Origin of the sequence: Actinosynnema sp. CA-299493 (assembly GCF_050946825.1) — a bacterium.
Lineage (GTDB): Bacteria > Actinomycetota > Actinomycetes > Mycobacteriales > Pseudonocardiaceae > Actinosynnema.
In genome coordinates this window covers 4,048,988-4,073,733 of record NZ_CP191993.1, presented here as the reverse complement: position 1 = coordinate 4,073,733, position 24,746 = coordinate 4,048,988, and the positions used below count along the sequence as shown (strand labels likewise).

Annotated in this window: 21 protein-coding genes and 1 pseudogene; 6 read left to right on the top strand and 16 right to left on the bottom strand. The window is 72.0% G+C overall.

Annotated features, from left to right (window positions below):
- Positions 1-30: 30 nt before the first annotated feature.
- Entirely contained in the window at positions 31-792 is a 762-nt protein-coding gene (locus tag ACQPYE_RS17580; protein WP_498722412.1) for a thioesterase II family protein, read from the top strand.
- Between the two features lie 76 nt (positions 793-868).
- On the opposite strand, the gene ACQPYE_RS17575 is transcribed toward ACQPYE_RS17580, so the two are convergent.
- Complete coding sequence (locus ACQPYE_RS17575; protein ID WP_498722411.1) at positions 869-3,703, bottom strand: helix-turn-helix transcriptional regulator; 2,835 nt, start codon at positions 3,701-3,703, stop codon at positions 869-871.
- A 416-nt stretch (positions 3,704-4,119) separates the two neighbouring features.
- Positions 4,120-5,316 (bottom strand): macrolide family glycosyltransferase, encoded by a 1,197-nt coding sequence (locus tag ACQPYE_RS17570; protein ID WP_498722409.1) that lies wholly within the window; start codon positions 5,314-5,316, stop codon positions 4,120-4,122.
- Between the two features lie 804 nt (positions 5,317-6,120).
- Between ACQPYE_RS17570 and ACQPYE_RS17565 the strand changes: the two genes are divergently transcribed.
- Positions 6,121-6,417, top strand: coding sequence for an integrase core domain-containing protein (locus tag ACQPYE_RS17565; RefSeq protein WP_498722408.1), 297 nt, complete (start codon positions 6,121-6,123; stop codon positions 6,415-6,417).
- Positions 6,418-6,654: 237 nt separating this feature from the next.
- Here ACQPYE_RS17565 and ACQPYE_RS17560 read toward each other — a convergent pair whose 3' ends face one another.
- Positions 6,655-7,287 carry a ribonuclease domain-containing protein gene (locus ACQPYE_RS17560; RefSeq protein WP_498722407.1) on the bottom strand — a complete coding sequence of 211 codons (633 nt, stop codon included), beginning with the start codon at positions 7,285-7,287 and terminating at the stop codon, positions 6,655-6,657.
- Positions 7,288-7,700: 413 nt separating this feature from the next.
- Between ACQPYE_RS17560 and ACQPYE_RS17555 the strand changes: the two genes are divergently transcribed.
- Positions 7,701-8,009 (top strand): transposase family protein, encoded by a 309-nt coding sequence (locus ACQPYE_RS17555; protein ID WP_498722406.1) that lies wholly within the window; start codon positions 7,701-7,703, stop codon positions 8,007-8,009.
- On the opposite strand, the gene ACQPYE_RS17550 is transcribed toward ACQPYE_RS17555, so the two are convergent.
- The 4 genes and pseudogenes from ACQPYE_RS17550 to ACQPYE_RS17535 all read right to left on the bottom strand — a co-directional run bounded on the left by ACQPYE_RS17550 (position 7,932) and on the right by ACQPYE_RS17535 (position 9,558).
- Positions 7,932-8,171: an integrase core domain-containing protein gene (locus ACQPYE_RS17550; protein WP_498722934.1), complete on the bottom strand. Its 240-nt coding sequence runs from the start codon at positions 8,169-8,171 to the stop codon at positions 7,932-7,934. The two genes, ACQPYE_RS17555 and ACQPYE_RS17550, sit on opposite strands and share 78 nt — an antisense overlap.
- A gap of 101 nt (positions 8,172-8,272) precedes the next feature.
- Positions 8,273-8,395, bottom strand: a pseudogene (locus ACQPYE_RS17545) (DDE-type integrase/transposase/recombinase); the annotation flags it as partial.
- A gap of 18 nt (positions 8,396-8,413) precedes the next feature.
- Complete coding sequence (locus tag ACQPYE_RS17540) at positions 8,414-8,788, bottom strand: transposase (protein WP_498722933.1); 375 nt, start codon at positions 8,786-8,788, stop codon at positions 8,414-8,416.
- Positions 8,789-9,393: 605 nt separating this feature from the next.
- Positions 9,394-9,558 carry a hypothetical protein gene (locus ACQPYE_RS17535; RefSeq protein WP_498722405.1) on the bottom strand — a complete coding sequence of 55 codons (165 nt, stop codon included), beginning with the start codon at positions 9,556-9,558 and terminating at the stop codon, positions 9,394-9,396.
- Positions 9,559-9,767: 209 nt separating this feature from the next.
- On the opposite strand from ACQPYE_RS17535, the gene ACQPYE_RS17530 reads away from it, so the two are divergent.
- Positions 9,768-10,532 carry a Calx-beta domain-containing protein gene (locus ACQPYE_RS17530; protein ID WP_498722403.1) on the top strand — a complete coding sequence of 255 codons (765 nt, stop codon included), beginning with the start codon at positions 9,768-9,770 and terminating at the stop codon, positions 10,530-10,532.
- Between the two features lie 58 nt (positions 10,533-10,590).
- Here ACQPYE_RS17530 and ACQPYE_RS17525 read toward each other — a convergent pair whose 3' ends face one another.
- A complete protein-coding gene (locus ACQPYE_RS17525) occupies positions 10,591-13,569 on the bottom strand; it encodes an AfsR/SARP family transcriptional regulator (protein ID WP_498722402.1) in 2,979 nt (992 codons plus the stop codon).
- Between the two features lie 149 nt (positions 13,570-13,718).
- Between ACQPYE_RS17525 and ACQPYE_RS17520 the strand changes: the two genes are divergently transcribed.
- Positions 13,719-14,972: a hypothetical protein gene (locus ACQPYE_RS17520; protein ID WP_498722401.1), complete on the top strand. Its 1,254-nt coding sequence runs from the start codon at positions 13,719-13,721 to the stop codon at positions 14,970-14,972.
- Between the two features lie 72 nt (positions 14,973-15,044).
- Here ACQPYE_RS17520 and ACQPYE_RS17515 read toward each other — a convergent pair whose 3' ends face one another.
- Positions 15,045-15,179 (bottom strand): hypothetical protein, encoded by a 135-nt coding sequence (locus tag ACQPYE_RS17515; RefSeq protein ID WP_498722400.1) that lies wholly within the window; start codon positions 15,177-15,179, stop codon positions 15,045-15,047.
- An 83-nt stretch (positions 15,180-15,262) separates the two neighbouring features.
- On the opposite strand from ACQPYE_RS17515, the gene ACQPYE_RS17510 reads away from it, so the two are divergent.
- Positions 15,263-15,403, top strand: a complete 141-nt coding sequence (locus tag ACQPYE_RS17510) for a hypothetical protein (protein ID WP_498722399.1) — start codon at positions 15,263-15,265, stop codon at positions 15,401-15,403.
- A gap of 154 nt (positions 15,404-15,557) precedes the next feature.
- Here the strand turns inward: ACQPYE_RS17510 and ACQPYE_RS17505 are convergent, their stop codons facing one another.
- The 7 genes from ACQPYE_RS17505 to ACQPYE_RS17475 all read right to left on the bottom strand — a co-directional run bounded on the left by ACQPYE_RS17505 (position 15,558) and on the right by ACQPYE_RS17475 (position 24,740).
- A complete protein-coding gene (locus tag ACQPYE_RS17505; protein WP_498722398.1) occupies positions 15,558-17,951 on the bottom strand; it encodes a tetratricopeptide repeat protein in 2,394 nt (797 codons plus the stop codon).
- Between the two features lie 95 nt (positions 17,952-18,046).
- Complete coding sequence (locus tag ACQPYE_RS17500) at positions 18,047-18,262, bottom strand: hypothetical protein (RefSeq protein WP_498722397.1); 216 nt, start codon at positions 18,260-18,262, stop codon at positions 18,047-18,049.
- A 159-nt stretch (positions 18,263-18,421) separates the two neighbouring features.
- Positions 18,422-19,381, bottom strand: coding sequence for a Gfo/Idh/MocA family protein (locus tag ACQPYE_RS17495; RefSeq protein ID WP_498722396.1), 960 nt, complete (start codon positions 19,379-19,381; stop codon positions 18,422-18,424).
- The gene (locus ACQPYE_RS17490) at positions 19,378-21,579 is read right to left on the bottom strand and encodes an alpha-galactosidase (RefSeq protein WP_498722395.1); all 2,202 of its coding nucleotides are present in this window, start codon (positions 21,577-21,579) and stop codon (positions 19,378-19,380) included. Before ACQPYE_RS17490 ends, ACQPYE_RS17495 begins: the two co-directional genes overlap by 4 nt.
- Positions 21,580-21,626: 47 nt before the next feature.
- Positions 21,627-22,829: an ROK family transcriptional regulator gene (locus ACQPYE_RS17485; protein WP_498722394.1), complete on the bottom strand. Its 1,203-nt coding sequence runs from the start codon at positions 22,827-22,829 to the stop codon at positions 21,627-21,629.
- Positions 22,830-22,878: 49 nt separating this feature from the next.
- Entirely contained in the window at positions 22,879-23,772 is an 894-nt protein-coding gene (locus ACQPYE_RS17480; RefSeq protein WP_498722393.1) for a carbohydrate ABC transporter permease, read from the bottom strand.
- Positions 23,769-24,740, bottom strand: coding sequence for a carbohydrate ABC transporter permease (locus ACQPYE_RS17475; protein WP_498722391.1), 972 nt, complete (start codon positions 24,738-24,740; stop codon positions 23,769-23,771). The genes ACQPYE_RS17480 and ACQPYE_RS17475 overlap by 4 nt, the downstream gene beginning before the upstream one ends.
- Between the last annotated feature and the right edge of the window lie 6 nt (positions 24,741-24,746).

The window sequence follows — 24,746 nt, the reverse complement described above, 5'->3', positions numbered from 1 at the left end:
CCCCCGACACCCGCTGGGATGGTCGGCTCCATGCTCTCCGTCCCCGATCCCACCGACCCGTGGGTGCGCAGGTTCCACCCGTCGCCGCGGGCGCGGCACCGACTCCTGTGCCTGCCGCACGCGGGCGGGTCGGCAAGCTTCTACTTCCCGGTGTCGCGGGCGCTGACGCCGGACGTCGAGGTGCTGGCGGTGCAGTACCCCGGCAGGCAGGACCGGCGGCACGAACCGTGCGTCGACTCGGTGCACGAACTGGCGGACCTGCTGGTGGACGTCGTGCTGAAGTGGGCCGACCGGCCGCTGTCGCTGTTCGGGCACAGCATGGGCGCCTCGGTGGCGTTCGAGCTGGCCCTGCGCCTGGAGGAGCGCGGGGTCGAGCCGGCCGGGCTGTTCGCGTCCGGTCGCCGGGCGCCCGGCGCGCACCGCGACGAGCGGGTGCACGAACGCGACGACGAGGGCCTGATCGCCGAGATCAAGCGCCTCGACGGCACCGAGTCCCGGCTGCTCGACGACGACGAGGTCCTCCGCATGGTGCTGCCCGCTGTGCGCGCCGACTACCGGGCCGCGGAGCTGTACCGGTACCGACCGGGGCCGAAGCTGCGGACCCCGGTGTTCGCCCTGGTCGGCGACGCCGACCCGAAGGTCGACCTGTCCGAGGCGCGCCGCTGGGCGGAGCACACCGACGGCCCGTTCGAGCTGGAGGTGTTCTCCGGCGGTCACTTCTACCTCAACCACCACGCCCCCGCCGTGATCGGGCGGATCGCCCGGCACACCGGCGCGGTGACCACGAGCTGAAGCGCCGGTGCCGGTCAGGGCGCTTGCCCCCGGCCGGTGGACCACCGGCCGGGGGGGGCGCGACGACCTCACGACCTCAGCCGAGGTGCCGGTGCTTCTCCGCCGACGACAGCACCTCGCGCGGCAGGCTGGCGGGCAGCTCGGCGCGCTTGGTGACGTTGAGCTTGCGGTAGACCTTGGTCAGGTGCTGCTCGACGGTGCTCACCGTGATGTGCAGCTTCTCGCTGATCTCCCGGTTGGTGTGCCCCAGGCCCGCCAGCGCGGCGACCCGGCGTTCGGCCTCGCTCAAAGCGTCTGGGCTGTCCTGGTCACCGGCGCCGGGGTCGCGCGTCTCCGCGACCTCGTCGCCCCGGCCGATCGACAGCTCCCGGCTCAGCGGTTCCGCGCGGCACGCCTTGGCCATCTGCCCGGCGCGCCGGGCCATCGCCCGCGCCTGCTCCCAGTCGCCCTCGGCCTTGTGCGCGCGACTGAGGTCCAGGAGCGAGTGCGCCAGCTCGAAGCGGTCCCGGGCGACGCGCAGCAGCTCCACCGACTCCTGCAGCATCCGGGTCCGGCGCTCCTGAGGCGCCGTCGACGCCAGCACTCGCAGCGCGATGCCGCGGGCGCGCGGCCCGTCGGCGCCGCGCAGGCCGAGGTGCTCGACGACCAGCGCCCGCGCGCCCTGCCGGTCGCCCAGCAGCAGGTGCGCCTTCGCCGCGCCGATCCGCCACGGCACCAGGTTGGGCAGGTCCAGGTGCCACTCGCGCATCAGCTCGCCGCAGCGCCGGAAGTCGTTCAGCGCGGCGTGCGGGCTCCCGACGGCCAGGCGGTGCTGCCCGCGGGAGTACAGGTAGTGCAGCCCGAACTGGGTGTCGTACACCGCGTCGGGCACCGGGATCCGCAGCAGCGCGGCCGCCTCGTCGTGCCTGCCCATCGCCGTTGCCGCGGCGACGCGCACCGACAGCGGCACACCGACCACGACGCCCCAGCCCCGCGGCGGCAGCAGTTCGTGCGCCTCGCGGGCCTGCTCGGCGGCGGCGAGCAGGTCGCCCTGCCGGAACAGCACCTCGGCGCGCAGCGCGCCGAACAGCGCGCCCCAGATCTCCAGACCGCCCACAGCGGGATCGGCCAGCAGCGCCTCGCACCAGCGGCCCGCCGCCTCGGCGCGGTCGGTGTGCACCAGCACGGTGACCGCCGCCACCGAGGCGACCTGCTCCCCCGGCGTGCGGTCGCCGAACCTGCTGTTCTGCAGGACGTGCTCCGCGGTCATCGCGATCTCGTCGGCCGACTCGCCCGAGCACAGCCGTTCGAGCATGGTCAGCGCACCCGTCCACGGGCCGTACACGGTGCCGCGCGGGCGCTCGGCACGACGGGGCGCCGGCACCGGCGCCGCGGCCGGGTAGAGGAACGACAGCCACTGCACCACCAGCCCGAATTCGCCGCCGGCGTCCGCGCCGCCCGCCGCCGCGGCGAGTTCGACCAGTGCACCGGACAGCTCCTTCGTGCAGCCGTACCAGAGCAGGAACTTGGCTAGTTGCAGCGTGTTGTGCCGCGACAGCCGCCCCTCGGCGAGGGCGGTCCGCAGCGGCGTCAGGTACTTGCCGACCGCCGCCGGGTTGCGGCTCCACGCGAGTTGCAGCAGCAGGGCGTTGATGTCGGCCCGCTCGTCGTCGTCGGACGTGATCCGCACGACCAGGTCGAACTTGGCCAGGGCGTCGTCGCTCCGGCCGTGGCCCAGGTCCTCGCCGGCGGCGTGCCGCAGCACGGCGACGGCCCACTGACCGGTGACCTGGCCGCCGAACCGGTCGGCGGCGACGAGGTGCGCGGCCACCTCGGGCGCGGCGGCGCCGTCGGCGTGCAGCAGCGCGGCGGCGGCGAGGTCCAGCGCGGCGCGCTCGGCGGCGGTGAGGCTGTCCAGCACCGCCGCGCGGGCGACCGGGTGGCGGAAGCGCCCGCCGTTGAGCAGGCCCGCCATCTCCATCACGTCGAGCATCTGCGCGGCGAAGTCGGAGGAGACGTCGAGCAGGCTGCCGAGCAGCACCGGGGTGCTCGCGTCGCCCAGCAGCGCCAGCCCGCAGGCGACCCGCAGCATCGAGGGATCCCACCTGTGCAGGCAGGTCAGCACGGCGAGCCCGAACTCGTGCCCGACGACGACATCGCCGTCGGCGGGCGCCGCGCCCGGGCGGACCGCCGCGAGGTGGTCCTCGACCAGCGCCTTGGCCAGCAGCGGGTTGCCGCCGCTGATCGCGTGGTGCACCGGCGCCAGCGCCCGCACGGTGACCTCGTCGAACGATCCGGCGAGCAGTTCCGCCACCCCGTCGTGGGTCAGCGGGGCGAGCCTCAGGTGGGACGTGTGCGGGTGGCGGGTCAGCTCGGTGCGGAACGCGTTCTGGCTCGGTCTGGGCAGCACCCACTTGCCGAGCACCACCAGCACCTTCGCGAACCGCATCCGCCGCTGGAGGTAGAGCAGCGCCTGCAGGGACGGCACGTCGGTGAACTGCACGTCGTCGACGCAGATGACCAGCGGTTCGCCCCTGGCCAGTTCCAGCAGAGCCGTGCACACCTGGTCGAGCAGACCCGCGCTGGCGTCCCCGATGGCCATCGGGTCGTCGGGCGTCGTCGGCCGGGCGTGGTCGTGGTCGTGGTCGCGCAGGAGCGCGTTGAGGCGATCGGCTACCGGCTCGGGCAACGACGGGCTGCGGAAAAGCTGGCCGAGCACCTTGAACCCCAGGGTGCTCTCGGCGCGGGAGCTGGCGGCGCTCAACAGCGTTGCGCCGCGTGCCGCCACGCGCTCCGCGAACTCGTGCACCAGTTCGGTCTTGCCGCTGGCGACCCCGCCGCTGACGACGACGACCTGGCCCCTGCCATTCACGCACTCGGCATACAGCCGGTCCAGGGTCGCCAATTCCTCATGCCGCTCGACCAGTGCCATAACACCCTTCCGATTGAACTCCCCCACCGCGTTGTCCCCGACACCGAGAGCGCGCTGCGGGCACGCCCTGGAGCGGTGCAAATGTAACCGGAAGAAGGCCGCATGTGGAGACTTGTCAACACAGCTGACCGGACAGGAAATCGCGATCCGAATGACCGCCGTTCGGAGCAGTGCATTGCCGCAAAAGCACCAACAAGCAGCCGGAACGTGCGGGCAGCAAGCCTGCAACGCCCGGCCGGGCACATGCGAGGACGCCTCGGTTACAAGTGGCGGAACAATAGCCGACACTGCTCATGACGACTTAACACGAGCCCTCGTCTTTTACCTCGCCGCCATCAAGAATTCCAATCGATCAGACCTGAACCGCTACCCGTCACATTCAGTCGATCACACTGGGTGCGCGCCGTCCACCGGCTTCATCGCCGGGATCGGACCGCGGCGCGGGCGGACACCGCCACCTCCGCCTCCAACGCGTCCGCCGCCGCGACCGCACCGCCGGCGTCGTGCACCTCCCGCCGCATCGCGGCGACCCGGGCCGCGACGCCCGGATCACCCGCGACGTGCAGCACCGCCTCCCGCAGGCGGGCCGGCGTGGCCTCGGCCACCGGCAGGTGCACGCCGACGCCGAGCTGCGCGATGCGGCTGCCGTTGAGGTACTGGTCCCACGCCTGCGGCACAGCAACCATCGGGACCCCGAAGGACAGCGCCTCCATGGTCGATCCCATGCCCGCATGGGTGAGGAACGCGGCGGCGTGCGCCAGCACCTCCACCTGAGGCGCCCAGCGCACCACCTCGACGTTGGGCGGCACCGGGCCGAGGTCCGCCGGGTCGACGAAGCGACCCACCGACATCAGCACGTACCAGTCCAGTTCCGCGAAGGCCGTCAAGCACCGGCGGTAGAAGTCCAGCTTGTCGGTGTAGGCCGAGCCCAGCGACACCAGCAGCACCGGGCGGTCGTCGGGCGGCTGCCAGGTGCCCGCCGCGGCGCGGACACCCGGACCGACGAAGGTGTAGTTGGGTGCGACCCGCTCCCCGCGCACCTGCCACGCCCTGGGCATGGTCACCAGCCCACGGCGCGGCCCGAACATGATCCCGAAGGGGGTCAGCGGCACCTCGCGGGCCTTGAGGAAGCCCTCGAACTCCGCCAGCAGCTTCGCCATCTCCGGCGCGGGCGGCGCCGAGAGGTCGATGCCGAAGTCCTCGGCCATGCCGTCGTAGGGCACGAACGTCGGCGAGAGCTGCACGGCGGGCACCCCCCACTCGGCGGCCAGCACGGCTCCGTGCCAACCGCACACGTCGTGCACCACCAAGTCCGGGACGTCCCCCGCATACGCCACGTCGAGCTGGGGCGTGACCGCGAGGAGTTCGTCGAGGAACATGCGCTGCGCTGCGATGTCGCTCTCCGGCCACGACGTGGTGGGGTCGGACTCGGACGGCACGGTCGACCGGTAACCGACCACCTCGGCACCGGTCGCGGCGACCACCGGGGCGAACTCGTCGTTGATGGCGTAGGTCACCCGGTGACCGCGCCGCACGAGCTCGGCGACGACCGGGAGCCCGGGGTTGACGTGCCCGTGCGCGGGCACGGTCATGAAAGCGAAGTGGTGGCCCATTTGAGACGCTTTCCCGTGTGGTGATCCGGCACCCGCAGCGAGACGTCGGGACGCGACCACGAAGAACGACCTCGGCCAGCGGACGCTAACAGCCGTCGCCGACAAGGGTGTACCCCTGCCACCCCCTGGTTCGGCGACCCGGAACCACGACCCGGCACGGGGGGTGGCCGGTCGGTGTCAGGCGAGTCGACCCGACGCCCCGGCCGCGGATCCGCCCCGGCGGTCCGGGGTGGAACCGATGTCGGTCCTGCGCCTGCCGACGTCACTCGCGGGCGGCGGCGCGCTGCCTGATCACCTCGGCCCCCTCTTGGTCAGACTGCTGTGAGACACCTCGTGTGAGCGGGGTTCCTGATCAAGGGCGGGATCGGAGATCCTGGTGCTCGTGTCCACCTCATCCGACAAGCGGCCCCGGCGTTCTTCCGGCGCGGCGTCCGCCGATCCGGCCGCGAGCCCGTCCCGGCGGACGTTCACCGCCGAGTACAGGCTCGCCCTGGCCGCCGAGTACGAGAACGCCCCAAATGGGGAGAAGGGCGCGATCCTGCGACGCGAGGGCCTGTACTCCTCGCACGTGATCGAGTGGACCAGGGCCCGCGACGCGGGGCGGCTGGGTGGTGGGCCCGCGGCATCGACGGCCCCGGCGACACCGGCGCGCAGGTCGGCCGAGCAGATCGAAATGGAGAAACTGCGCCGGCAGAACGAGAAACTGACCTCCGACCTGACCAGGACCCGGATGGCGCTGGACATCATGGGAAAAGCACACGCGCTCTTGCGGGAACTCTCAGAGAGCACAGACGAGAACAGACAATGGAGTACGTGCCCGACTTCCCCGAACGGTTCGGCTCACTGGCCGACGCCCGCGCGTTCTGCGAGGAGTTCTTCCTCGCCTACAACCACGAACACCGACACTCCGGCATCGGCATGCACACCCCCGCGTCCGTCCACTTCGGAACCGCCGACCAGATCCGCGACCAACGCCAGGGCGTCCTCGACCGCGCCTACGCCCGATATCCGGCGCGTTTCGCACGCCGTCCCCGTCCACCCGCACTGCCCGACGTGGCCTGGATCAACCAGCCCATCGAGCAACCGCAACCGACCCCATAAACACAACCTGTCTCATCTGAATTGACAACTACCGGAGTGCCGGACCGGAGAGGGCCTCTCCAGTAGAGGCCGCCAGAAGGCAACAGAGGGCCCCCGCGATGGATCCGCCTGCGGGCATCGGGCACGATAACAATGGAACTCCTGGCAGAGCGGCGCTTCGACAACGTCCGATCTACCAGGAGTTCCCTCGTCTGCGCACCAAAGAGCCTTCGCCTGCCCAAGCTCGGAAACGGGCACTTACATTCGCTGGAAGGTGCGGTAGTGGTCGGGGGTGTAGTAGCCGCGCGGTGGTGCGAACTTCATGTCCACGACGATGCGCTTGGGCCCTCGGCCGCCGGGAGGGGGTACGGAGGTGTAGCAGTAGATATCGTACTCGTAGTAGTCGCCGCCAGCGGGCAGGAGACCTTCCCGGTTTTCGAACTTGCCTCCCGCGTAGCAGTGCTTGCCGTTGATGGTGTACCACTTGCGTTCCTCAGGCCAGTCCTTGGCCTTCCAGCGGCCGTACGCGGTGTAGGCATCCTTGGGCACCACCAGGGTCTGTGCCGAAGTTGCTGCGGGTGCTGTGGCGGACGCGAGTGCTGCGGTTGACGATGTCAGGCCGAATACGAGGGCCGCGATCACGACTAGGGTGTAGCGCAGGCAGTACCGGATCCAGGTAAACGCGTTGCCCTGGCCACCGGCGCTGTTGCCCGGCGTCCAGGCAATAGCGAAGTCGGCCTCGCGCACCGCCTGGCCCGGCGGGCAGAAGGTCAGCACCATGTTCTCCGAGTCGTGGGGCGGGTTAACCTCCTCGACGTCGCCCTTGCCGGTGAGGGCGTCGAACACTCCGGCGTAGTTCGCATATGCCGCCCTCCTCATGCTGGCGTCCACTGTGGCTGGTCGGACATCTTCGGTTCCATGTGGTTCGGCATCCTTCCCACAGATCTCGACGATCCGGACCCACGCGGGCCCGGGACTCCGTCCCACCATCCCTACCGCACCCGACCACCGAAAGCCCCGACACACTGGTTCACCCCGACCACCACCCATGTGAGTTAGCCTCGTTCACGCATCGCCCACAACTCGGCACACCAGTCACGTCGACATCCCCCACACGGGGTGGCCACAACGGACAGCGAGGCCTCGGGGACTGTTTCAAGATCGGCTCTGACCCGTGGTCGGTGGTGACGCCGAGTAGCCAGCCATGATCATGACCTTGTGATGGATGTCGATTCCCTTGTGGGAACGGTGTTTTCGGACTGTCGGCGCTGGCCGTCCAGGACGTGGCGGACAGTGGCGGCATCGTGGCGGTCACGGCCCGCACCCTGGATGTGGCCGTGCCGTGTCCGGTGTGCGAGACCGCGGCGGCGAAGGTGCACGGCTACCACCATCGGATGCTGAAGGACGTGCCGGTCGACGGCCGTCAGGTCGTCGTGCATCTGCGCGCCCGGCGGCTGGTCTGCCCGGCTCGGAGTTGCCTGCGGCAGATCTTCTGGAAGCAGGCGAGGTTGTCCCCGGAGGCCGGACACCGGATTTTATGCCACGAGGGCGAGGCCTTGACGATAGCCGACACGGGCTTCATGCGGGGTGCGGTAGCCGAGTGTCGAATGTAGACGGTCGTGGTTGTAGTAGCCCAGGTAGGCGAAGACGTCGCGTCGGGCGTCGTCGCGGGTGTCCCAGACGGAGGTGCGGATCGCGGTCTTGAGGGTGGCGGAGAACGACTCGGCGACCGCATTATCGAAGCACGATCCGGTTCGGCCGGCCGACGGGCGGATGCCGTGACCGGCGAGCGCGGAGCGGAACAGTCCGGAGCTGTATTGCGACCCGCGATCGGCGTGAAAACCGCATCATCGCTGGTCAGGCCGCGCCTGACGGCGAGGTCGAGGGCGTCGCGAACCAGGTCGGCGCGCATGTGGTCGGCCATCGCGTACCCGATGACCTCGCGGTTGTGCAGGTCGATCACCGTGGCCAGGTAGAGCCACCCCTCCCGCGTGGGCAGGTAGACACCTCACGCGGGTCAGGTGTCAAGCGGGGGGTGTTGTTTGGTGGTTGTGGTTGGGGCCAGGCTGCGTCTTCGCGCCAGGGTTGGTTGTGGGTGTGGCACCACCAGAGGCGGCCGAGGAGTTTGTTGGCCAGGTTGCGCAGGGCGGCGTTGTGGCTGTCGCCGGTGGCGCGGCGTTGGTCGTAGTGGCTCGGGCGCCAGCGGACTTGGTGATCGAGGCGAAGGCCCACCAGCGGTGGCGAAGCGGGTGGTGTCATCGCCGATCTCGGCGAGCACGCGCGCCGCCAGGATCGGTCCCAGCCCAGGTGCCGAGCGCAGTAGTTCGACGGTCGGGTGCCGGCCGAGTTCGGTCGCCAACGCGGCCTCGAGGTCTGCGATACCGACTTGCATCACGGTCACGATGGCCGGCAGCGCCGCGACGGCGTGACCGTAGCCTGCTTCCACTGGTGGCGGTTGGCGCAGGGCCGGCGTCTGCAGCTGCGCGACGATCCGCTCGGCCAGGCCGGGGTCGTTCCGGCGGCCGGCTCGGCGGAGCAGGGTCGCCATCCGTGCTCGGGTCAGCCTGGCCGCGGCCGTCGGTGTCGGCGCGGCGGCAACCGGCCAGGAACCCGGACAGATCGAGGTCGTCGACCACCTCCAGCACCTTCCAGCACAGATGCCGTCGAGGAAGCCGGTCACGGACGTCCTGCGGGAGCGCGAACGCCTCCCCGGTGCCACGAGCGGTGAAGTTGAACGCCATCCACCGATGGCTGCCGCGTGATCCCCCGAACAGAGCAACGACACGCCCTTGACGACCTGAGGTCGACTGATGTGCGACAGCCTCTCGCCCGCCCAGCAGCGGCACCGAAACCCGTTCGGCCCGGCCCAGGGCGACCGGCCGGGTCGAAGAACCGTGTCATCGCGCAACGCTTCGACGTCGGCCTACTCCTGGCCACCGGCCAGGCACACACCCGACCGGCCCACCACAAGAAGGGCACCAAACCCCGCCGAACAGGTTAAACGGCAAGCTTGGTTCCCTGGTCGAACACGAGGGCCGGCGGGCGATCTTCACGGCCGGTCATGCCACCGCGCTCGACGACGTCGTTGAGGATGCCGATGGCAAGCCCATCGGAATCGTGGTGAAGCGCATGTGCCGGTTGTTCGACGAAATCGGCGGCCATGTGCCCTACGACCAGCACCGTCCGGCACGGCGGCAACTGGAACCGGCCGAGCCTGACGTGCCGCGCAGGCCTGACCAGCCGATGACGCGGAGGCCCGGAACGACTCTTGCTCCGGGCCTCCCGTCTCATCGCAGGACGTTCACAACCGGGCCGCAACAGGGCTCGCGTATTCCTGTCACCAGGCAAGACAGTCAGAGGGGGACAGGAAGATGCGCAGACTCATACCGGCAGTGCTCACCGCCGCGGCGGCGTTGACGCCGATGATGGCGCACACCGCGACCGCGCACGCCACGTGCGTGCCCGAGGTGACCATCCAGAACGCCGGGCAGTACGAGGGCAGCCTGAACGCGGCCAACGCGCTGGTGTTCACCGTGGACGTGGCGCCGGGGTGCGATGGGCAGGGGACGGTGGCGTACCGGACCAAGGACTACAACGGCGTGGAAGGGTGGGCGACCGCGCACAACGACTACACGCCGGTGAACGGGGTGCTCCAGGTCGGGCAGGAGCCGCTGGTCGTGAAGGTGCCGCTGGTCTCGGACCAGGAGGTCGAGAAGGACGAGTCGATCGCGGTCGAGTTGTACGACCCGCAGGGGGTCGTCATCGTCAACGACGTCTTCGGCCTCGGCACGGTGTACGACGACGACTCGCTGTCGGTGTCGCTCGACGGCGGCAAGATCTGCTGGGACCCGGAGTGGACGGGCGTGCAGCTGGACCTCACGTCCGCGGCCGAGGTGCCGGTGACCGTCAGGTTCCACGTGTCCGGCGGGACGGCCGTGGCGGGCGTGCACTACGAGCCGGTCCGCGAGGGGACGGTCACGATCCCCGCGGGCTCGACGACCGGTGTGGCCGCGGTGCGGCTGTTGCCGGGTGCCGAGCGGGAGCCGGACCGGTACTTCGTGGTCGAGATCTTCGACCCGTCGGCGGGGACGGTCGGCACCAGCCGGGCGACGGTGACGGTGCGGCCCCCGACCTGATCGGGCCGCGTGGCGGAGTGCGCTGACTGTGGGGGGCGGTGGTCATCGCCCCCCACGGTCACGCGCTGAGCGCCTGGGCGTCCGGCAGGGCGTTGGCCTGCTCGTACAGCCTCATCGCCGTCCGGCGGTGGTGGGCCGCGACCGGGTCGCCCAGGCGGTCGGCGAGATCGGCGAGGTTGCGGTGGACGTGGGCCTCCTCGTAGGGGTCCGGCACGCGTTCCCTCACGACGAGGGCGGCGTGCAGGTGCTCGCGGGCGGCGTCGAGGTCGCCGACGAGCAGCAGCGTGCGACCGATGTGGCCCAGCGTCGAGGACTCGCCGTGCCGGTCACCCACCTCGCGGCTGACGGCCAGCGCCTCTTCGAAGCGCTCCAGCGCGGACGCGTGGTGCCCGCCGTCGAGGCGCGCGATACCGGTGTCGAGCAGCGTTTCCCACTCCAGCCAGCGGTCGCCGATGTCGCGGCTGATGGCCAGCGCGCGTTCGAAGTGCTCCGACGCCCGGTGCCGCTCGCCGACCTGCAAGTACGCCTCGCCGAGGGTGTCGAGGGTACCCGCTTCCAGCCGGGCGTGGCCCAGCTCGCGCAGCCGGCGCAGCGCCTCGTGCAGCGGGGCGAACGCCAGGTCCGGCCGGCCCATCCGCACGTACGTGTGGCCGAGGTTGCGCTGGGCCAGCGCCCGGCCCAGGTCGTTCCCGGCGGCGGTGCTGTGCTCGACGGCGAGGTGGTGGGCGGTGACGGCCCGGTCGAAGTGGCGCAGCTCGGCGTGCATGTTGGCCATGTTGTTGTGGATGTGGCCCTGGGCCGCCAGGTCGCCGACGGCACGCGCGACGGTCAGGGCGCGGTCGCTGGCCGCGAGCGCTTCGGGCAGCCTGCGGGTCATGAAGTAGGCCACGCCGAGCGCCCGCAGCATCTCCGCTTCGGCCGCGGTGTCGCCGAGGTCGCCGGCCGCCGCCGCGCCGTGCCGGCACAGCTCGACGCGGTCGTGCCAGTGGCCGGCGGCGTCGTAGAAGCTGGTGAGCAGCGAGGTCAGCTGCCAGGCCGCGGTGAGGTGGCCGTTCTCCCGGGCGTGCGCCACGACCGGGACCAGGTTGGCCCGCTCCGCGTCGAGGAACGCCAGCGCCGCGCGCTTGTCCGGGGCGAACGGCGGCTCGGCCGGCGTGTGCCGCAGGGTGGGGGTGACCGGGCTGCGGTCGGGGTCGATGAGCCTGCTCGCCCGGAACGCCGCCGCGAGGTACCAGTCGACCAGCCGCGCGGTGCCGTCGTGGTCGGGTTCGTCGGCGCGCACGCGGCAGCGGGCGTATTCGCGGATCAGGTCGTGGAACCGGTAGCGGCCCTGCTCCACCGGCGTGACCAGGTGTGACGCGGCCAGTTCCGCCACGGCACGTCGACCGGCCGCGGCGGGCAGGCCGCACACGGCCGCACCGAGGTCGCCGCCGAACGTGGGGCCGGGGTGCAGGCCGAGCCCGCGGAACACCCGGGCCACCTCCGCGGTCAACGGCCGGTAGGCGCTGTTCAGGACGGTCCGCACGGTGCGGGAGTCGCCGACGACGGCCAGGCCGTCCAGCCGCTCGGAGTCGGTCAGTTCGGCGGCGAACTCGGCGACCGCGCCGACGGGCCGGCCGACCAGTCGGGCCGCGGCGATGCGCAGGGCCAACGGCATCCCGCCGCACAGCCGGGCCAGCCGGGCCGCCGGACCGGACTCGCGGGCCACCCGGTCGTCCCCGATGACGCTGCCGAGCAGGCTGACCGCCTCGTCGTCGCACAGGGCCGCCACGCCGACGACCCGGGTGGCGTGCCGGGCGGCCAACGCGGCCATGTTCTGCCTGCTGGTGAGCAGCAACAGGCTCCCGGGGCCGGGCGGCACGAAGCGCAGCACGTCCTCCACTCCGGCCGCGTCGTCCAGCACCACCAGGTACCGCTTGCCGTGCAGCAGCGACCGGTACAGCGCGGCCTGCTCGTCGGGTTCGCCGGGGATCCGGTCGTCGGGCACGTCCAGGGCGCGCAGCAGGTGGGCGAACGCGTCGCGGCCGGGCAGGGCCAGCTTCGGGTCGTGCCCGCGCAGGTCCAGGTACAGCTGCCCGTCGGGGAACCGGTCGGCGACCCGGTGCGCCCACTCCAAGGCCAGCGAGGTCTTGCCCATGCCGGCGGCGCCGGCGACCACCACGATCGGGAACCCGTCCCGGGCGTCGTGCGGTGCGAGCATCCGGTCCAGTTCGGCCAGCTCCGCGGTGCGGCCGGTGAAGTGGCCGACCCTGGCCGGGAGCTGCCGCGGCGGCACGGTGACCGCCGCGGGCAGCGGGTCGAGCACGGGTTCGCGGCGCAGGATGGCGGTGTGCAGGTCCACCAGCTCCGGACCGGGGTCGACGCCGAACTCGTCGGCGAGCGTGCGGCGGAGGCGGGCGAACGCGTCCAGGGCGTCGGTGTGCCTGCCGCAGCGGTAGAGCGCGAGCATGTGCAGCCGGACCAGTCGTTCCGTGGTCGGGCGCTCGGCCAGCAGTCGGGGCAGTTCCAGCACGGCGGCCTCGTGGCCACCCGTGCGGATCTCGGCTTCCCAGAGGTCCTCCACGGCGGAGAGCCGCAGCGCGTGCAGGCGTTCCACCTCGTGCTCGCCCCACGAGCTCAGGTCGGTGCCCGCGAACGCGTCGCCCCGCCACAGGCCCACCGCCTCGCGCAGCACCGCCACCGCCCGGTCGACCGCTGCTCCCCCGGTCAGGGCCGACCGCCCGGCCGACGCCAGCCGTTCGAACCGGTGCGCGTCGACCTCCTCACGCGGCACGTCCAGGACGTAGCCCGGGTTCCGCGTGGTCAACGCCTCGGGCACGCCGCAGGCGGACAGCGCCTGGCGGATGCGCGCGACGTGGCTGTGCAGGGTGCGCAGTGCGGTGCGCGGCGGGTCCTCGCCCCACAACACGTCCACCAGTCGTGACGCGGACAGCACCTCGCCGGCGTGCAGGGCGAGCACGCCCAGCACCGCACGCTGTCGGGTGCCGGCCAGCGCCGCCGCGCCGCCGGAGCCGTGCGCGCAGACCGGACCCAGCACGCGGATATCGGATCTGACCAGGTCAGCAGGGTGTTCCAGGTGCCCGGCACCGGTCACAACAGCACCACAACCGCAGGACAACGACACCTCCGTAGACCTATCGGTGTCGGGCGGACAGGGATCGCCCGGAAACCGAGGGGAAAGCTGCGATGGATACACACTTCCGTAGTCGTCCGAGAAGCACTCGGCGCTACGCGCTGCCCGCCGTCCTGGTGACCGCCGCCGTGGTCGCGACGCTGGTCCCGGCCCAGGCCGTCGCACTGGTGAACCCCGCCACGACGGTCGGGGAGGACCAGGACTTCCCGCCGATGACCACGCCGGACCCGACCCGCACCGACCCGGAGGTGCTGGCCGTCACCAGCGCCGCGGCGGACGCCCTGGAGTACTCCACGGCGGTTGTGGCGGCCGACCCGACCAGGGTGTACCCGGAGGGCTCGGTGGAGGCCATCCTCCAGGCCGGGATGCTCACGATGCCGGCGGAGGTGCTGCGGGAAGCCACCCGTTCGGCGCAGGCGATGGTGAACGCCGACATCGACGCCAGGATGGCCGAGTTCGGCCAGTACGGCCGCAACGACTGGACCACGCACGCCCGGCTGGGGTTCGCGGGCGTCTTCCAGACCGAGACGCTGCCGGTGGACCGGGCCGCGCTGACCGCCCGGCTGACCAGCCAGGCCGACCAACTGGCGATCGAAGGCCGCGCGGCCGAGCAGCAGGTCAATGAGGAGGCCGACAGGCTCGGCGTCGACCCGTCCACCATCAAGCGGGTGAAGGCGCTCGCCTTGGACATCACGTCGGTGAAGTGCTTCGAGACGACCTCCCAGGAGTGGTTCAGCGACGAGATCGAGATGGGCGGGGTGGTCGTCGGTTCCGACGGGGTGACCAAGAAGGTCCCGCCGTTCCAGGTGCACGACGACTTCGACGCCGGTGAGATCATCACCTACGGCAACGGCGGCAAGCGGTTCTCCACGCTCGACATGTCCCAGCCCGGCGTGTGGCCGCGGTACTACGGGCACAGCGTCTTCCTCTCCGAGGAGGATCTCGGCGGGTTCTCCGACGCCCTGACGACCGCCTGGGAGAAGGTCAAGGGCATCGTGCAGGACGCGATCGAGAAGCTGATCGGCGGGCTGCTCTCGCCCTACCTCGGCGCCGCCATCGCCGGCGCGATCGGCAAGGCGGTCGCATGGCTGGTCAACGTCTTCATCGGGTGGCTGATCAAGCTCGTCAAGGACGACGTCTTCGCACCGCAGCACGTGAACGTCAAGCTGCCGTCGAACGCCGAGTTCATGTACACCAACCCGGTCCACCTCGGTTGGGACGACCACCGCTCGCCGACCATGTCCGGTTGGTACAAGGGCCACGGCGGCGTCTACCGGGTCAACGCCCACCTGGAGGTGCTCCCCTGACCCCTCCACCGACCACGGCCGGGCCGCGAGCGAATCCCGCTCGCGCCCCGGCCGTCGTCGTGGCACGGGCGCTCATCCGTCCTTCTTCTCCTCCCGCAGATGGCGCAGGCACGGGTCGCGGAGGAGGTTCACCGTGTCGGCGGGCAGGAGCGGCTGCCCGCCGGAGAGCCCGGTCACCAGCGCGTCCAAGCCCGCGGTCCGGGTCATCGAACACCGCGAGCAACGCCGACGCCCGCGGACGCTCGAACCACGACACGCGCGACGTCATCCTGGTCGGCGACAGGGCCGGGTTGAAGGCGCGGGCGGCCCAGTTCCTCACCCCGTCCCAAGGCGGCGCGACCCTGAGGTCGTTCGTCCACTCCTACGACAACGGCGAGCTGGATCGGGAACCCCTGCTGTTGCGCCTCGATGTCGTCGACGAAGCGGAGTGACGGACGTCGTGGTCGACGGACTGGTTGTGGATCATCGGCCTCGCCAAGTGGATCGTGGTGGAGAACAAACTCGTCGTGCGTGACCGGCACCGGTTGCTGATCAGGGTGTACCGGCTTCTTCGGACCGGGTCCAAGGCCACGGCCGGCACGGTCTTCAGGTCCCGGTCTCGGCCTGGTGGCGGGTCTCGGTGGCCTCGTCCGGCCGGCCTGCCCGGTCCAGGGCGATGGCGAGGTTGTTCAGCGTGGCGCGTCGGTTGGTCCGGGCGAGGCGGTGCGGAGACTGGTCGAAGGCGTCCAACGCGGCGCGGAACGCCTCGATCGCTTCCTCATGGCGACCGATGCCGGTGAGCACGGTGCCGAGGCTGTTGCGGGCCAGGCCCGATCGCAGCAGGTCACCGGTGTCGTGGAACAGCTCCGCCCCTTCATCGAGGTCGGAGAGGGCCTCGTCGTACCGGCCCGCGCTCCGCAGCAGGAACGCGCGGTCGGTCAGCGCCAGGGCCAGCCCGTCGGAGCGGTCCACGTGCCGCACGGCCGAGACGGCGTCGTCGAAGGCGTCGACGGCCTCCGCCAGTCGGCCCTGACGTGCCAGGGCCTGCGCCCTGTAGTGGAGGGCCGCGGCCCGTAACCCCGGGTCGGAGTTCACGGCCTCCGAGTCGAGCATCTGCTCGGCGATCGCCTCGTCTGCCCGGTCGGCCGATCGTTCGCCGGTCAGGGCGAAGGTCAGCTCCTCGCCCGCACGTTGTGCGGCCTTCGGGTCGGCGGACTCCCGGGCGGCGGCCGTCGCCTCGGCGTAGGTCTCGAACGCGGTGTCGAACTTCCGCATCGTGTCCAGCAACGTTCCCTCGTCGGTGCTGACCCTGCTCGCTTTCGCAGAGCTGTCGGCATCTTCGAAGAAGACCATGGCGCTCCGGTGCATGGCGTCCGTCGCCTCGTTGAAACGCCGGGCGGCGGCGTAGGCGAACGAGAGGGTCGACCACGCGCCCGACTCCTCCTCCGGCCGGTTCGCCGCGCGCAGCACCGCGATTGCTTCCCGCGCGGTCTCGATGGCCTGATCCACCGCGTGGATCCCGCACAACGCGTTGGCCAGGCTCTCCAAGGCCCGACCTTCCCCGAGTCGGTCACCGGACCCCCGGGCGGCTGTCACCGCCGCGTCGGCGACGGCGATCCACTCCGGGTACCGGTGCCGCAGGCCCAGGTAGTCGTCCACCGCCAGGGCCAAGGCGACCACCGCCTCGGGCCGGTGATCAGCGGCGTGGACGGCGGCCGTCAGGTTGGGGCGTTCGACGTCCAGCCACGACGTGGCGTCCTCCCGGCTCGCGAACGGGCCCGCCTCGTCGTCACCGGAGGACGCGCGAGTGGCCGCCTGCGTCGTGGTGAGGTAATGGTCCAGCAGCCGGTCCAGGGCCGCGCCGCGGTCGTCGGCCTCGGCGTTGCGCTCGCCCTGCTCCACGGCGTAGATGCGGACCAGGTCGTGCATGCGCCACCGACCGGAGGCGGTGCCGTGCTCGATCAGGTGGGCCCGGGCCAGTTCCGTCGCGATCCGCCGGGCGGTGCGCTCGTCAACGTCGGCGAGCCGGGCGGCCGTGGGGGTGGAGACCTCCGGACCGGGGTTGACCGCCAGCAACCGGAACATCCTGGCGTGCCTGGCGTCGAGGCGGTCGTAGGAGAGGTCGAAAGCGGCGCGCACCGCGCGGTCCTCGTTGCTCAGCTCGTCCAGCCGGGCGCGCTCGTCCTCCAGCGCGACTGCCATCTCCGCGAGTGACCACGCCGGGTCGTCCGCGAGCAGCGCGGCCGCGATCCGCAGCGCCAAGGGCAGGTGGCCGCACAGGTGCGCCACGGTCGTGGCGTCCCGGGGGTGGTCGTCCACCCGGCGATCGCCCTGCCCACGTGCCAGGCGCAGCACGTCGCGCAACACGTCCACGGACGCCGCAGGGGTCAGCACGTCGAGATCAACCAGCCGCGCGTCCAATCCGCCCATCCGGCGGCGGGAGGTCACCAGTGCGCGGGTGGACCCGTCAGTGGGCAGCAGTGGCCGCACGTGCGCCGCGTCCGCGGCGTTGTCCAGGACGACCAGCAGGCGCCTGTCCTGCGCGGCGTACGCGGCCAGCACCGAGGTGTACAGCCGGGTCCGGTCCTGGACGTCCGGTGGGATGTGCGCCGGAGGTATGGCCAGCGAGCGCAGGAACCCCTCCAGCACCTGCCCCGGTTCCAGGCGGCGGATCGGGTCCTGGCCGGACAGGTCCGCGAACAGCACCCCGCCCGGGAACCAGCCCGCGTTGCCGAGCGCCGCGTGGGCCACCTGCTTGACCAGTTCGGATTTACCCACGCCGGCCAGCCCGGACACGGCCTGCACCAGCACCTCCTCGGCTGCCGGGTCCAAGGCCGCCAGCACGTCTCGCAGCACGTCGTCCCGACCCGCGAAGGCCGCCGACCGGTCGGGCAGCCCGCCCAGCGCCGGGGTGATCTTCTGTGGAAACTTGATGACGATCTTCCGCCCCTGGACGACCGCGTTGAGGAAAAGCCCGCCACTGATCTCGTTGTGCTGCACGTCTCCATGCTCTCGCGGCGGCCAACTGCTACCGGGTCAACACGCTCGTCACCGCCTCGTCGAGGCGGCGGGCGATGGCGCGACAAGAAGGTCGCTCACACCTCGCCGTCGAACGCGCTCGACGACGGCGGACGCCCCACCGGGCAGTGCCGCTCACCACCTGCGCCCACCGGGCCCGGACGGCGCCCGGGACGAGGCGGGGTCAGCGCCACGCTGCCCGCGCCGTCGGCCGGGGTGGTGCCGGTCGGCCCGGCTGTCCGGACGACCGGTGACGTCGCGCCCGCGTGCGCGGCGGGCGCGACGGAGAGCACCGGCACTGCCGCGGTGACGGCGATCGAGAGCAGCAGTGCCGGTGGTCTGCCGCCCCTTCGTCGCGCGGTGACTACTGAAGGTATGCCTCTCACGGCCGGGACGGCCGTTCACACGGCGGGATCGGCGCGGCTCGACCCGCTGTTATCCCTTTCCACGTGTCACTGCGGTGTTCCACGTGATGTGACGTCCGCTCGACTCGCCAGGTCGCGGACCCGGCAGCACAGTTCCTGGGTGCGCAAGGCATCGGCGTAGTCACATACCAGGTGGCTCGGGTCCCGCTCGCGCACGGCGGTCAGGAAGCGCTCGTCGGCGGTGACGAGCGGGTCGCGGCCGATCGGGGTCTCGTGCGTGCCCCCGGCGTCCTCGCGGCGCAGCGACTTGGTGGTCAGGGTCAGCTTGCGGCCCTCGCAGTGGAACTCGATGCCGGCGTCCACCGTGGCGTGCAGGACGGAGGTCGAGGTGAAGACGCCCAGCGGGCCGGAGGCGAATTCGAGGGTGGCCGCGGTGACGGTGGCCACGTCCAGGTCCGGGTGGTCGGGCACCGGGGAGTGCCGTGCGACCGCGTGCAGCACCTCGGCCTCGCCGAGCAGGGAGCGGGCCAGGTCGAACAGGTGGGTCGCCTGCTCGACGACCTGTCCGCCGCTGCGCGCCTCGACCCGCCACCACGGCACGGGCGGGACGAGGCCGTGCCAGGCGGCGCGCACCAGGTGCGGCGGGGTCTCGACGAGCATCCGCCGCAACCCGGGGACGACGTCCATGCCGCGCCAGTAGTAGCCGACGCAGGCGATCGGCCCGCCGTCGGCGAGCGCGGCGGCGATGCGGCGCGGCACGTCGAGGTCGCGGCCCACCGGCTTCTCGACGTAGAACGGCACGCCGTGCTCGATGAGCGCGAGTTCGATGTCGCCGTGGGCGTCGGGCGGCACGCAGATCCAGGCCGCGTCCACCTCCTCGGCGGCCAGCAGCCCGGCGGTGTCCCGGTAGGCCCGGCCGCCCCAGCGCGCGGCGGCCCGCTCGACGTCGGTGCGGCCGACGTGACCGACGACCTCCGCGCCCAGGCCGGTCAACGCCGCCGCGTGCCGCCCGGCGATGTAGCCGGTGCCGATCAACGCCACCTTCATCGGGTCGCCTCCTCGTCGATCGCGCGCCAGAACTCGACCCGGCTGCGCCAGTCCTCGGTGTGCCCGGGCGCCGGCGGCGGCGGGAACGCGGCGGGCAGGCCGGCGGCCATCAGCGCGGCTCCGGTGGTGACCAGCCCGTCCGCTTCGCGCCGGTAGCGGCGGGCGCGGTCCAGGCCGCGCAACCCGATCCTGCGTTGGCCTTCGCCCGCGACACCGCGCACCTGGTAGAGGAACACGACCACCTCGCCGCGGTCGCGCGACACGTACTGCACGGCGCACGGCTCGGTGTCGCTGGGCGGGACGAGCCAGTGCTGGTCGCCGTCCTGGACGAGGTGGCGCAGCCGCTTGTACTCGGCGATCAGCTCGCGGGCCCGCGCCCGGTCGTCCTCGCCCCACCGCAGGATGTCGCCGGAGATGCCCAGCACGCCCTGCATGGCCACGCGGAAGCGGAACTCCAGCGGGGTGGTGCGGCCGGTGGTGGGTTCCGGGGTGTCGGCCACCCAGCCGACCATCGCCCGGGGCGCGTAGGCGCGGCTGAACCCGTGCTGCACCCGCAGCCGGTCGGCCGGGTCGGTGTTGTCGCTGACCTGCGCCATGTCGGCCAGGCCCAGGATGCCCAGGTCCACCCGGCCGCCACCGCCCGCGCACGTCTCGATCATCAGGTCGGGGAACTCGGCGCGCAGCCGGCCGATGACCTCGTAGACGCCCCGGACGTGGCGCACCCACACCTCGCGCCGCCGCTCCGGCCGCGCCGTGGGCCAGCCGACCTCGGTGTACGGGCGGTTGTGGTCCCACTTGACGAAGTCGATCCGGTGGTCGGTCAGCAGCGCGCGCAGCTGGGCCAGGACGCCCTCGCGCACCTCTTCCCTGGCGAAGTTGAGCACCAGCTGGTCGCGCGACATCGTGGGCTCGCGGTCGGGCAGGTGCAGCACCCAGTCGGGGTGCGCGCGGTAGAGGTCGCTGTCCGGGTTGACCATCTCCGGTTCCAGCCAGATGCCGAACCCCATGCCGAGCCGGGTGACCTCGTCGACGAGCTGTCCCAGGCCGTCGGGGAACTTGGTCCGGTCGACCACCCAGTCGCCGAGCCCGGCGTGGTCGTCGGTGCGCGCGCCGAACCAGCCGTCGTCCACCACGAACAGCTCGACGCCGAGGTCGGCGGCCTGCCTGGCGAGTGCGATCTGGTGCCCCACCTCGACGTCGAAGGAGGTGGCCAGCCAGGTGTTGTAGTGCACCGGTGGCGGCGAGTCGCGGTGCCGGGCGGGCAGCACGTGGTCGCGCTGGTAGCGGTGCATGAGGCGGGCCGCCCCGTCGAGGCCGTCGTCGGCGTAGCCGCACACCAGCGCCGGGGTGCGGAAGTCCTCGCCGGGTTCGAGGTGCCAGGCCGAGTCGAACGGGTGGATGCCCGCGACGACGTGCAGCGCGTCGTTGCGCTCGGTCTCCAGGCTGATCACCCAGTTCCCGCTCCACGCGAGCGCGCCGAACCAGACCGGTCCCTCCTCCCCCGCCCGCGTGACGGCGAACCAGGGGTTGGCCTCGTGGCTGGTGAACCCACGCCTGCTCTCCAGCACCAGCTTGCCCGCCGCCAACGGGCGTCGGGTCAGCTGGTACTCGTCGCCCCACCTGCCGTGCAGCGTCCACGACTCGTAGTGCGCCGGCGGCAGGCCGAGGACCGCGCTCGCGATCCGCTCCACGCGCAGCGGCGCGAGCCCCCGGTTCTCCACGCGCACGTCGCGGACGACGACGCCGTACTCGGCGTGGACGGTGAACCGGTGCTCGACCACGAGGCCCGTGGCGGTGTCCTCGAAGACCAGGAACAGGACGGGCGCGCCCGCGTCGGTCCCGACCCGGTCCTCCCGCCAGGTGAGGCGGGTGACCGACGAGCCGTCCTCGCGCGCGACGACCAGGGCCGGTTCCTTGAAGGCGGGGTCGCCGTGGGCGGAGTAGGCCAGCGGGACGCCGTCCAGGAAGTGGGCCTGCGACGGCCGGTTCCACGGGATGTGCGGCAGGTAGGAGTCGCCGCCGAGACCGCCGCCGTCGCCGCCCCAGTGGTCCAGGCGCAGCGACCCGCCGTCCGCGACGGACAGCAGCATCGCGTTCCGCGCGGTCCGCAGCAGCCAGGCGGGGCGTCCGGCGCAGGTCGTCCGCGTGATCGGGAGGTCGGGTGCGGCGGGATCGGGTGCGGCGGGATCGGCGGGCATCGCGCTCCTTCGAGGTCGCCCGGTCTCGGTGTCGTGTCGTCCGGGGGTCAGGTCGCGAGCGCGGCCCGCGCGGGTTCGTGCGGGAGCCGGGCGTCCACCGCCTCGGCGGAGAAGACCTGGTCGATCACCATGTGCCGGGCCCCGTGCACGCCCGCCTGGTCCCCGAGCCGGCTCTCCACCACGGCCAGGCTGCTGGTCAGCCCCGGCACGGTGCGCTCGTACAGGCGCTCGCGGACGCCGACCAGCAGGTGCTCGCGGGTGCGCGCGAGGTCGCCGCCGATCACCACGACGGTCGGGTTGAGCAGCGCGACGGCGGTCGCCAGCACCTCGCCCAGCAGCCGGCCCGCGTCCTGGACGAGGGTGATCGCGTCCGGGTCGCCCTGCTCGACGAGCCGGACGACGTCACGGCTGGTCCCGGCCCGGATGCCGCGCTCGGTGAGCTGGCGGGCCAGCGCCGCCCCGCTCGCGTGCGCGGCCAGGCAGCCCGTGGCGCCGCACCGGCACCGCGCGCCGTCCACCGGGCGGGCGAGCCGGATGTGGCCGATGTCGCCGCCCTGGCCGGTGGCGCCGCGTTCGGGCCGGCCGCCGAGGATCACGCCGGCCCCGATGCCGGTGCCGACCTTCACGAACAGCAGGTTGTCGACATCGGGGTAGCGCTCGCGGACCTCGCCCAGGCCCAGCACGTTGGCGTCGTTGTCCACGAACGCCGGGCAGCCCAGCGCGTCGGCGAGCGTCCTGGCCACTGGGACGCCGTGCCAGCCCGGCATGATCGGCGGCTGCACGGGGCGCCCGGTCCGGAAGTCGACCGGGCCGGGCAGGCCGACGCCGATCCCGGCGAGCCGCGCCCGGTCCAGGCCCGCGCCCTTGAGCAGTTCCCGGAACCGCCTGATGACGATCTTCAGCACGACGTCCGGGTCCTGCCCGATGAGCAGGTCCTCGGTGCGTTCGGCGATCATCCGGCCACCCGCGTCGGTCAACGCGAAGCGGGCGTGCGTCGCGCCGAGGTCGGCGGCCAGCACCAGCTTGTCGCCCTCCTCGAACGACAGCAGCTCGGCGGGTCTGCCCGCGGCGCCGCGCCGCCGCTCGACCGCCCGCAGGTAGCCCGCCGAGATGAGCTGGTCGACCCGCAGCGACACCGTCGAGCGGGACAGCCCGGTCAGCTCCTGGAGGTCGCGCCGGGTCTTCACCCGCCCGGACCGGACGAGCACCAGGATCTCGCCCGGCGACGCCGTGAAACCGCTGCGCGCCACCGGGTGTCCCCTCCTCGCCACGGGCGTCGGCTCGGCTGCCACCGGCGGGTCAGCCCTTCTCCGCGCCGCTGGTCAGCCCCTGCGAGAGTAGCCGTTCGGTCAGGAAGAACAGCAGCACGACGGGCAGCGTGATGACGACGGACCCGGCCATCAGGACCGTGGTGGGCACCTCGACGCTGCCGGAGAGCTGCGCCAAGCCGAGCGAGACCGTCCACCGGTCCCGCCGCTCGACCAGGAACAGCAGGGCGAACAGGAACTCGTTCCAGGCGATCATGAACACGAAGATCCCGGTCGCGATGACCGACGGCATGGCCAGCGGCAGGCTGATCCGGCGGATGACGCCGACCCGGGTCAACCCGTCGACCAGACCGGCCTCCTCCACGCTCTCCGGGATCGTCTCGAAGTAGTTCTTGAGCATGTAGATCGCGACCGGCACGGTCTGCGCGATGTAGACCAGCACCAGGCCCGTCAACGAGCCGCGCAGCTGCATCCGGGTCAGCAGCACGAACAGCGGGATCGCCAGCACGATCGCCGGGAACAGGTACACCACCAGGAACAGCGAGCTGACCTGCCGCCTGCCGAAGAACTCCAGCCTGCTCACCGCGTACGCGCCGGGGATGGCGATCACCAGTGCCACGAGCACCGACGCGGACGCCACGACGGCGCTGTTGCCCAGCAGGCTGAGGAATCCCTGGCCGCCCTCGCGCACCGGCCGCAGCACGGTGGCGTAGGTGGACAGGGTCAGCTCGGAGAAGTCGACCAGCAGCGAGTCGGGCCGCCGCAGCAGGTCCTCGATCGGTCGCACCGACAGCACGAGCATGTAGTAGAACGGCAGCAGGGTGGCGATCAGGAAGAACACGATCACCACCGGCCGCAGGACGCCGAGCACGGCGCGCTCGACGCGGTCGCGCGTCCACGGTCGCGGCGGTGCGGTCCGGCTCACGGCCTGGCTCCTTCCCGACGCCGCAGCAACCACAGGTACGCGCCGAGCAGCACCGCCAGCACGACGGCGAGCAGCACGGACTGGGCGGCGGCGGCGCCGACGTTGCGCTGCACGGTGAGCAGTTCGTAGACGCGCACGCTGACCACCTGGGTGCCCGCCGCGCCGCCGGTGAGCAGGAAGATGTCGTCGAACTCGTTGAACGTCCAGATGCTGCGCAGCACGACCAGCACGGCGATCACCGGCATCAGCTGCGGCAGCACGATGTGCCGGAACCGCTGCGACGGCGTCGCCCCGTCGACGGTGGCGGCCTCCTCCAGGTCGGCGGGCAGCGCCGACAGGCGGGCGAGCAGGAACAGGAACGCGAACGGGAAGTACCGCCACCCCTCGAACGCGATGACGGTCAGCAGCGCGGTCGGCACCGGCACGTCGAGGCCGAACAGCGGGACCTCGGCGCGCCCCTGGGAGAGGAACGCGATCGGGTCGTCCCACCCGAACAGCTCCCTGCCCCAGCTGTTGACGATGCCGAACTCCGGGTTGAGCAGCACCCGCCAGACGAACGTGACCGCGACGACCGGCGCGACGTAGGGGATGAGCATCGCCGCGCGCACGAACGACCGGCCGCGGAACGGGTTGCGCAGCGCGAGCGCCGCGACCAGCCCCAGCGAGACCGCCAGGACCGTCGAGCCCGCGGTGTAGACGACCGTGGTGCGCAGGCTCTCCCACAGCACGTCGGAGGCGAACACCCGCGCGAAGTTGTCCGTCGTGAGCCTCGCGAACAGCCCGGTCCGGCCGACGTCGATCAGCCGGACCCGCTGGAACGCGATGAGCACCGACCACGCCAGCGGCACGAGCACGACCGCGAACACGATCACCAGGGTCGGGGTGAGGAGCAGCAGACCCGTGCGGGCGTCCTGCTGCTTGACCGTGCGCCCGCGGCGCGCCGGTGCGACGCGGGTTCCCGCTGCCACGACGGG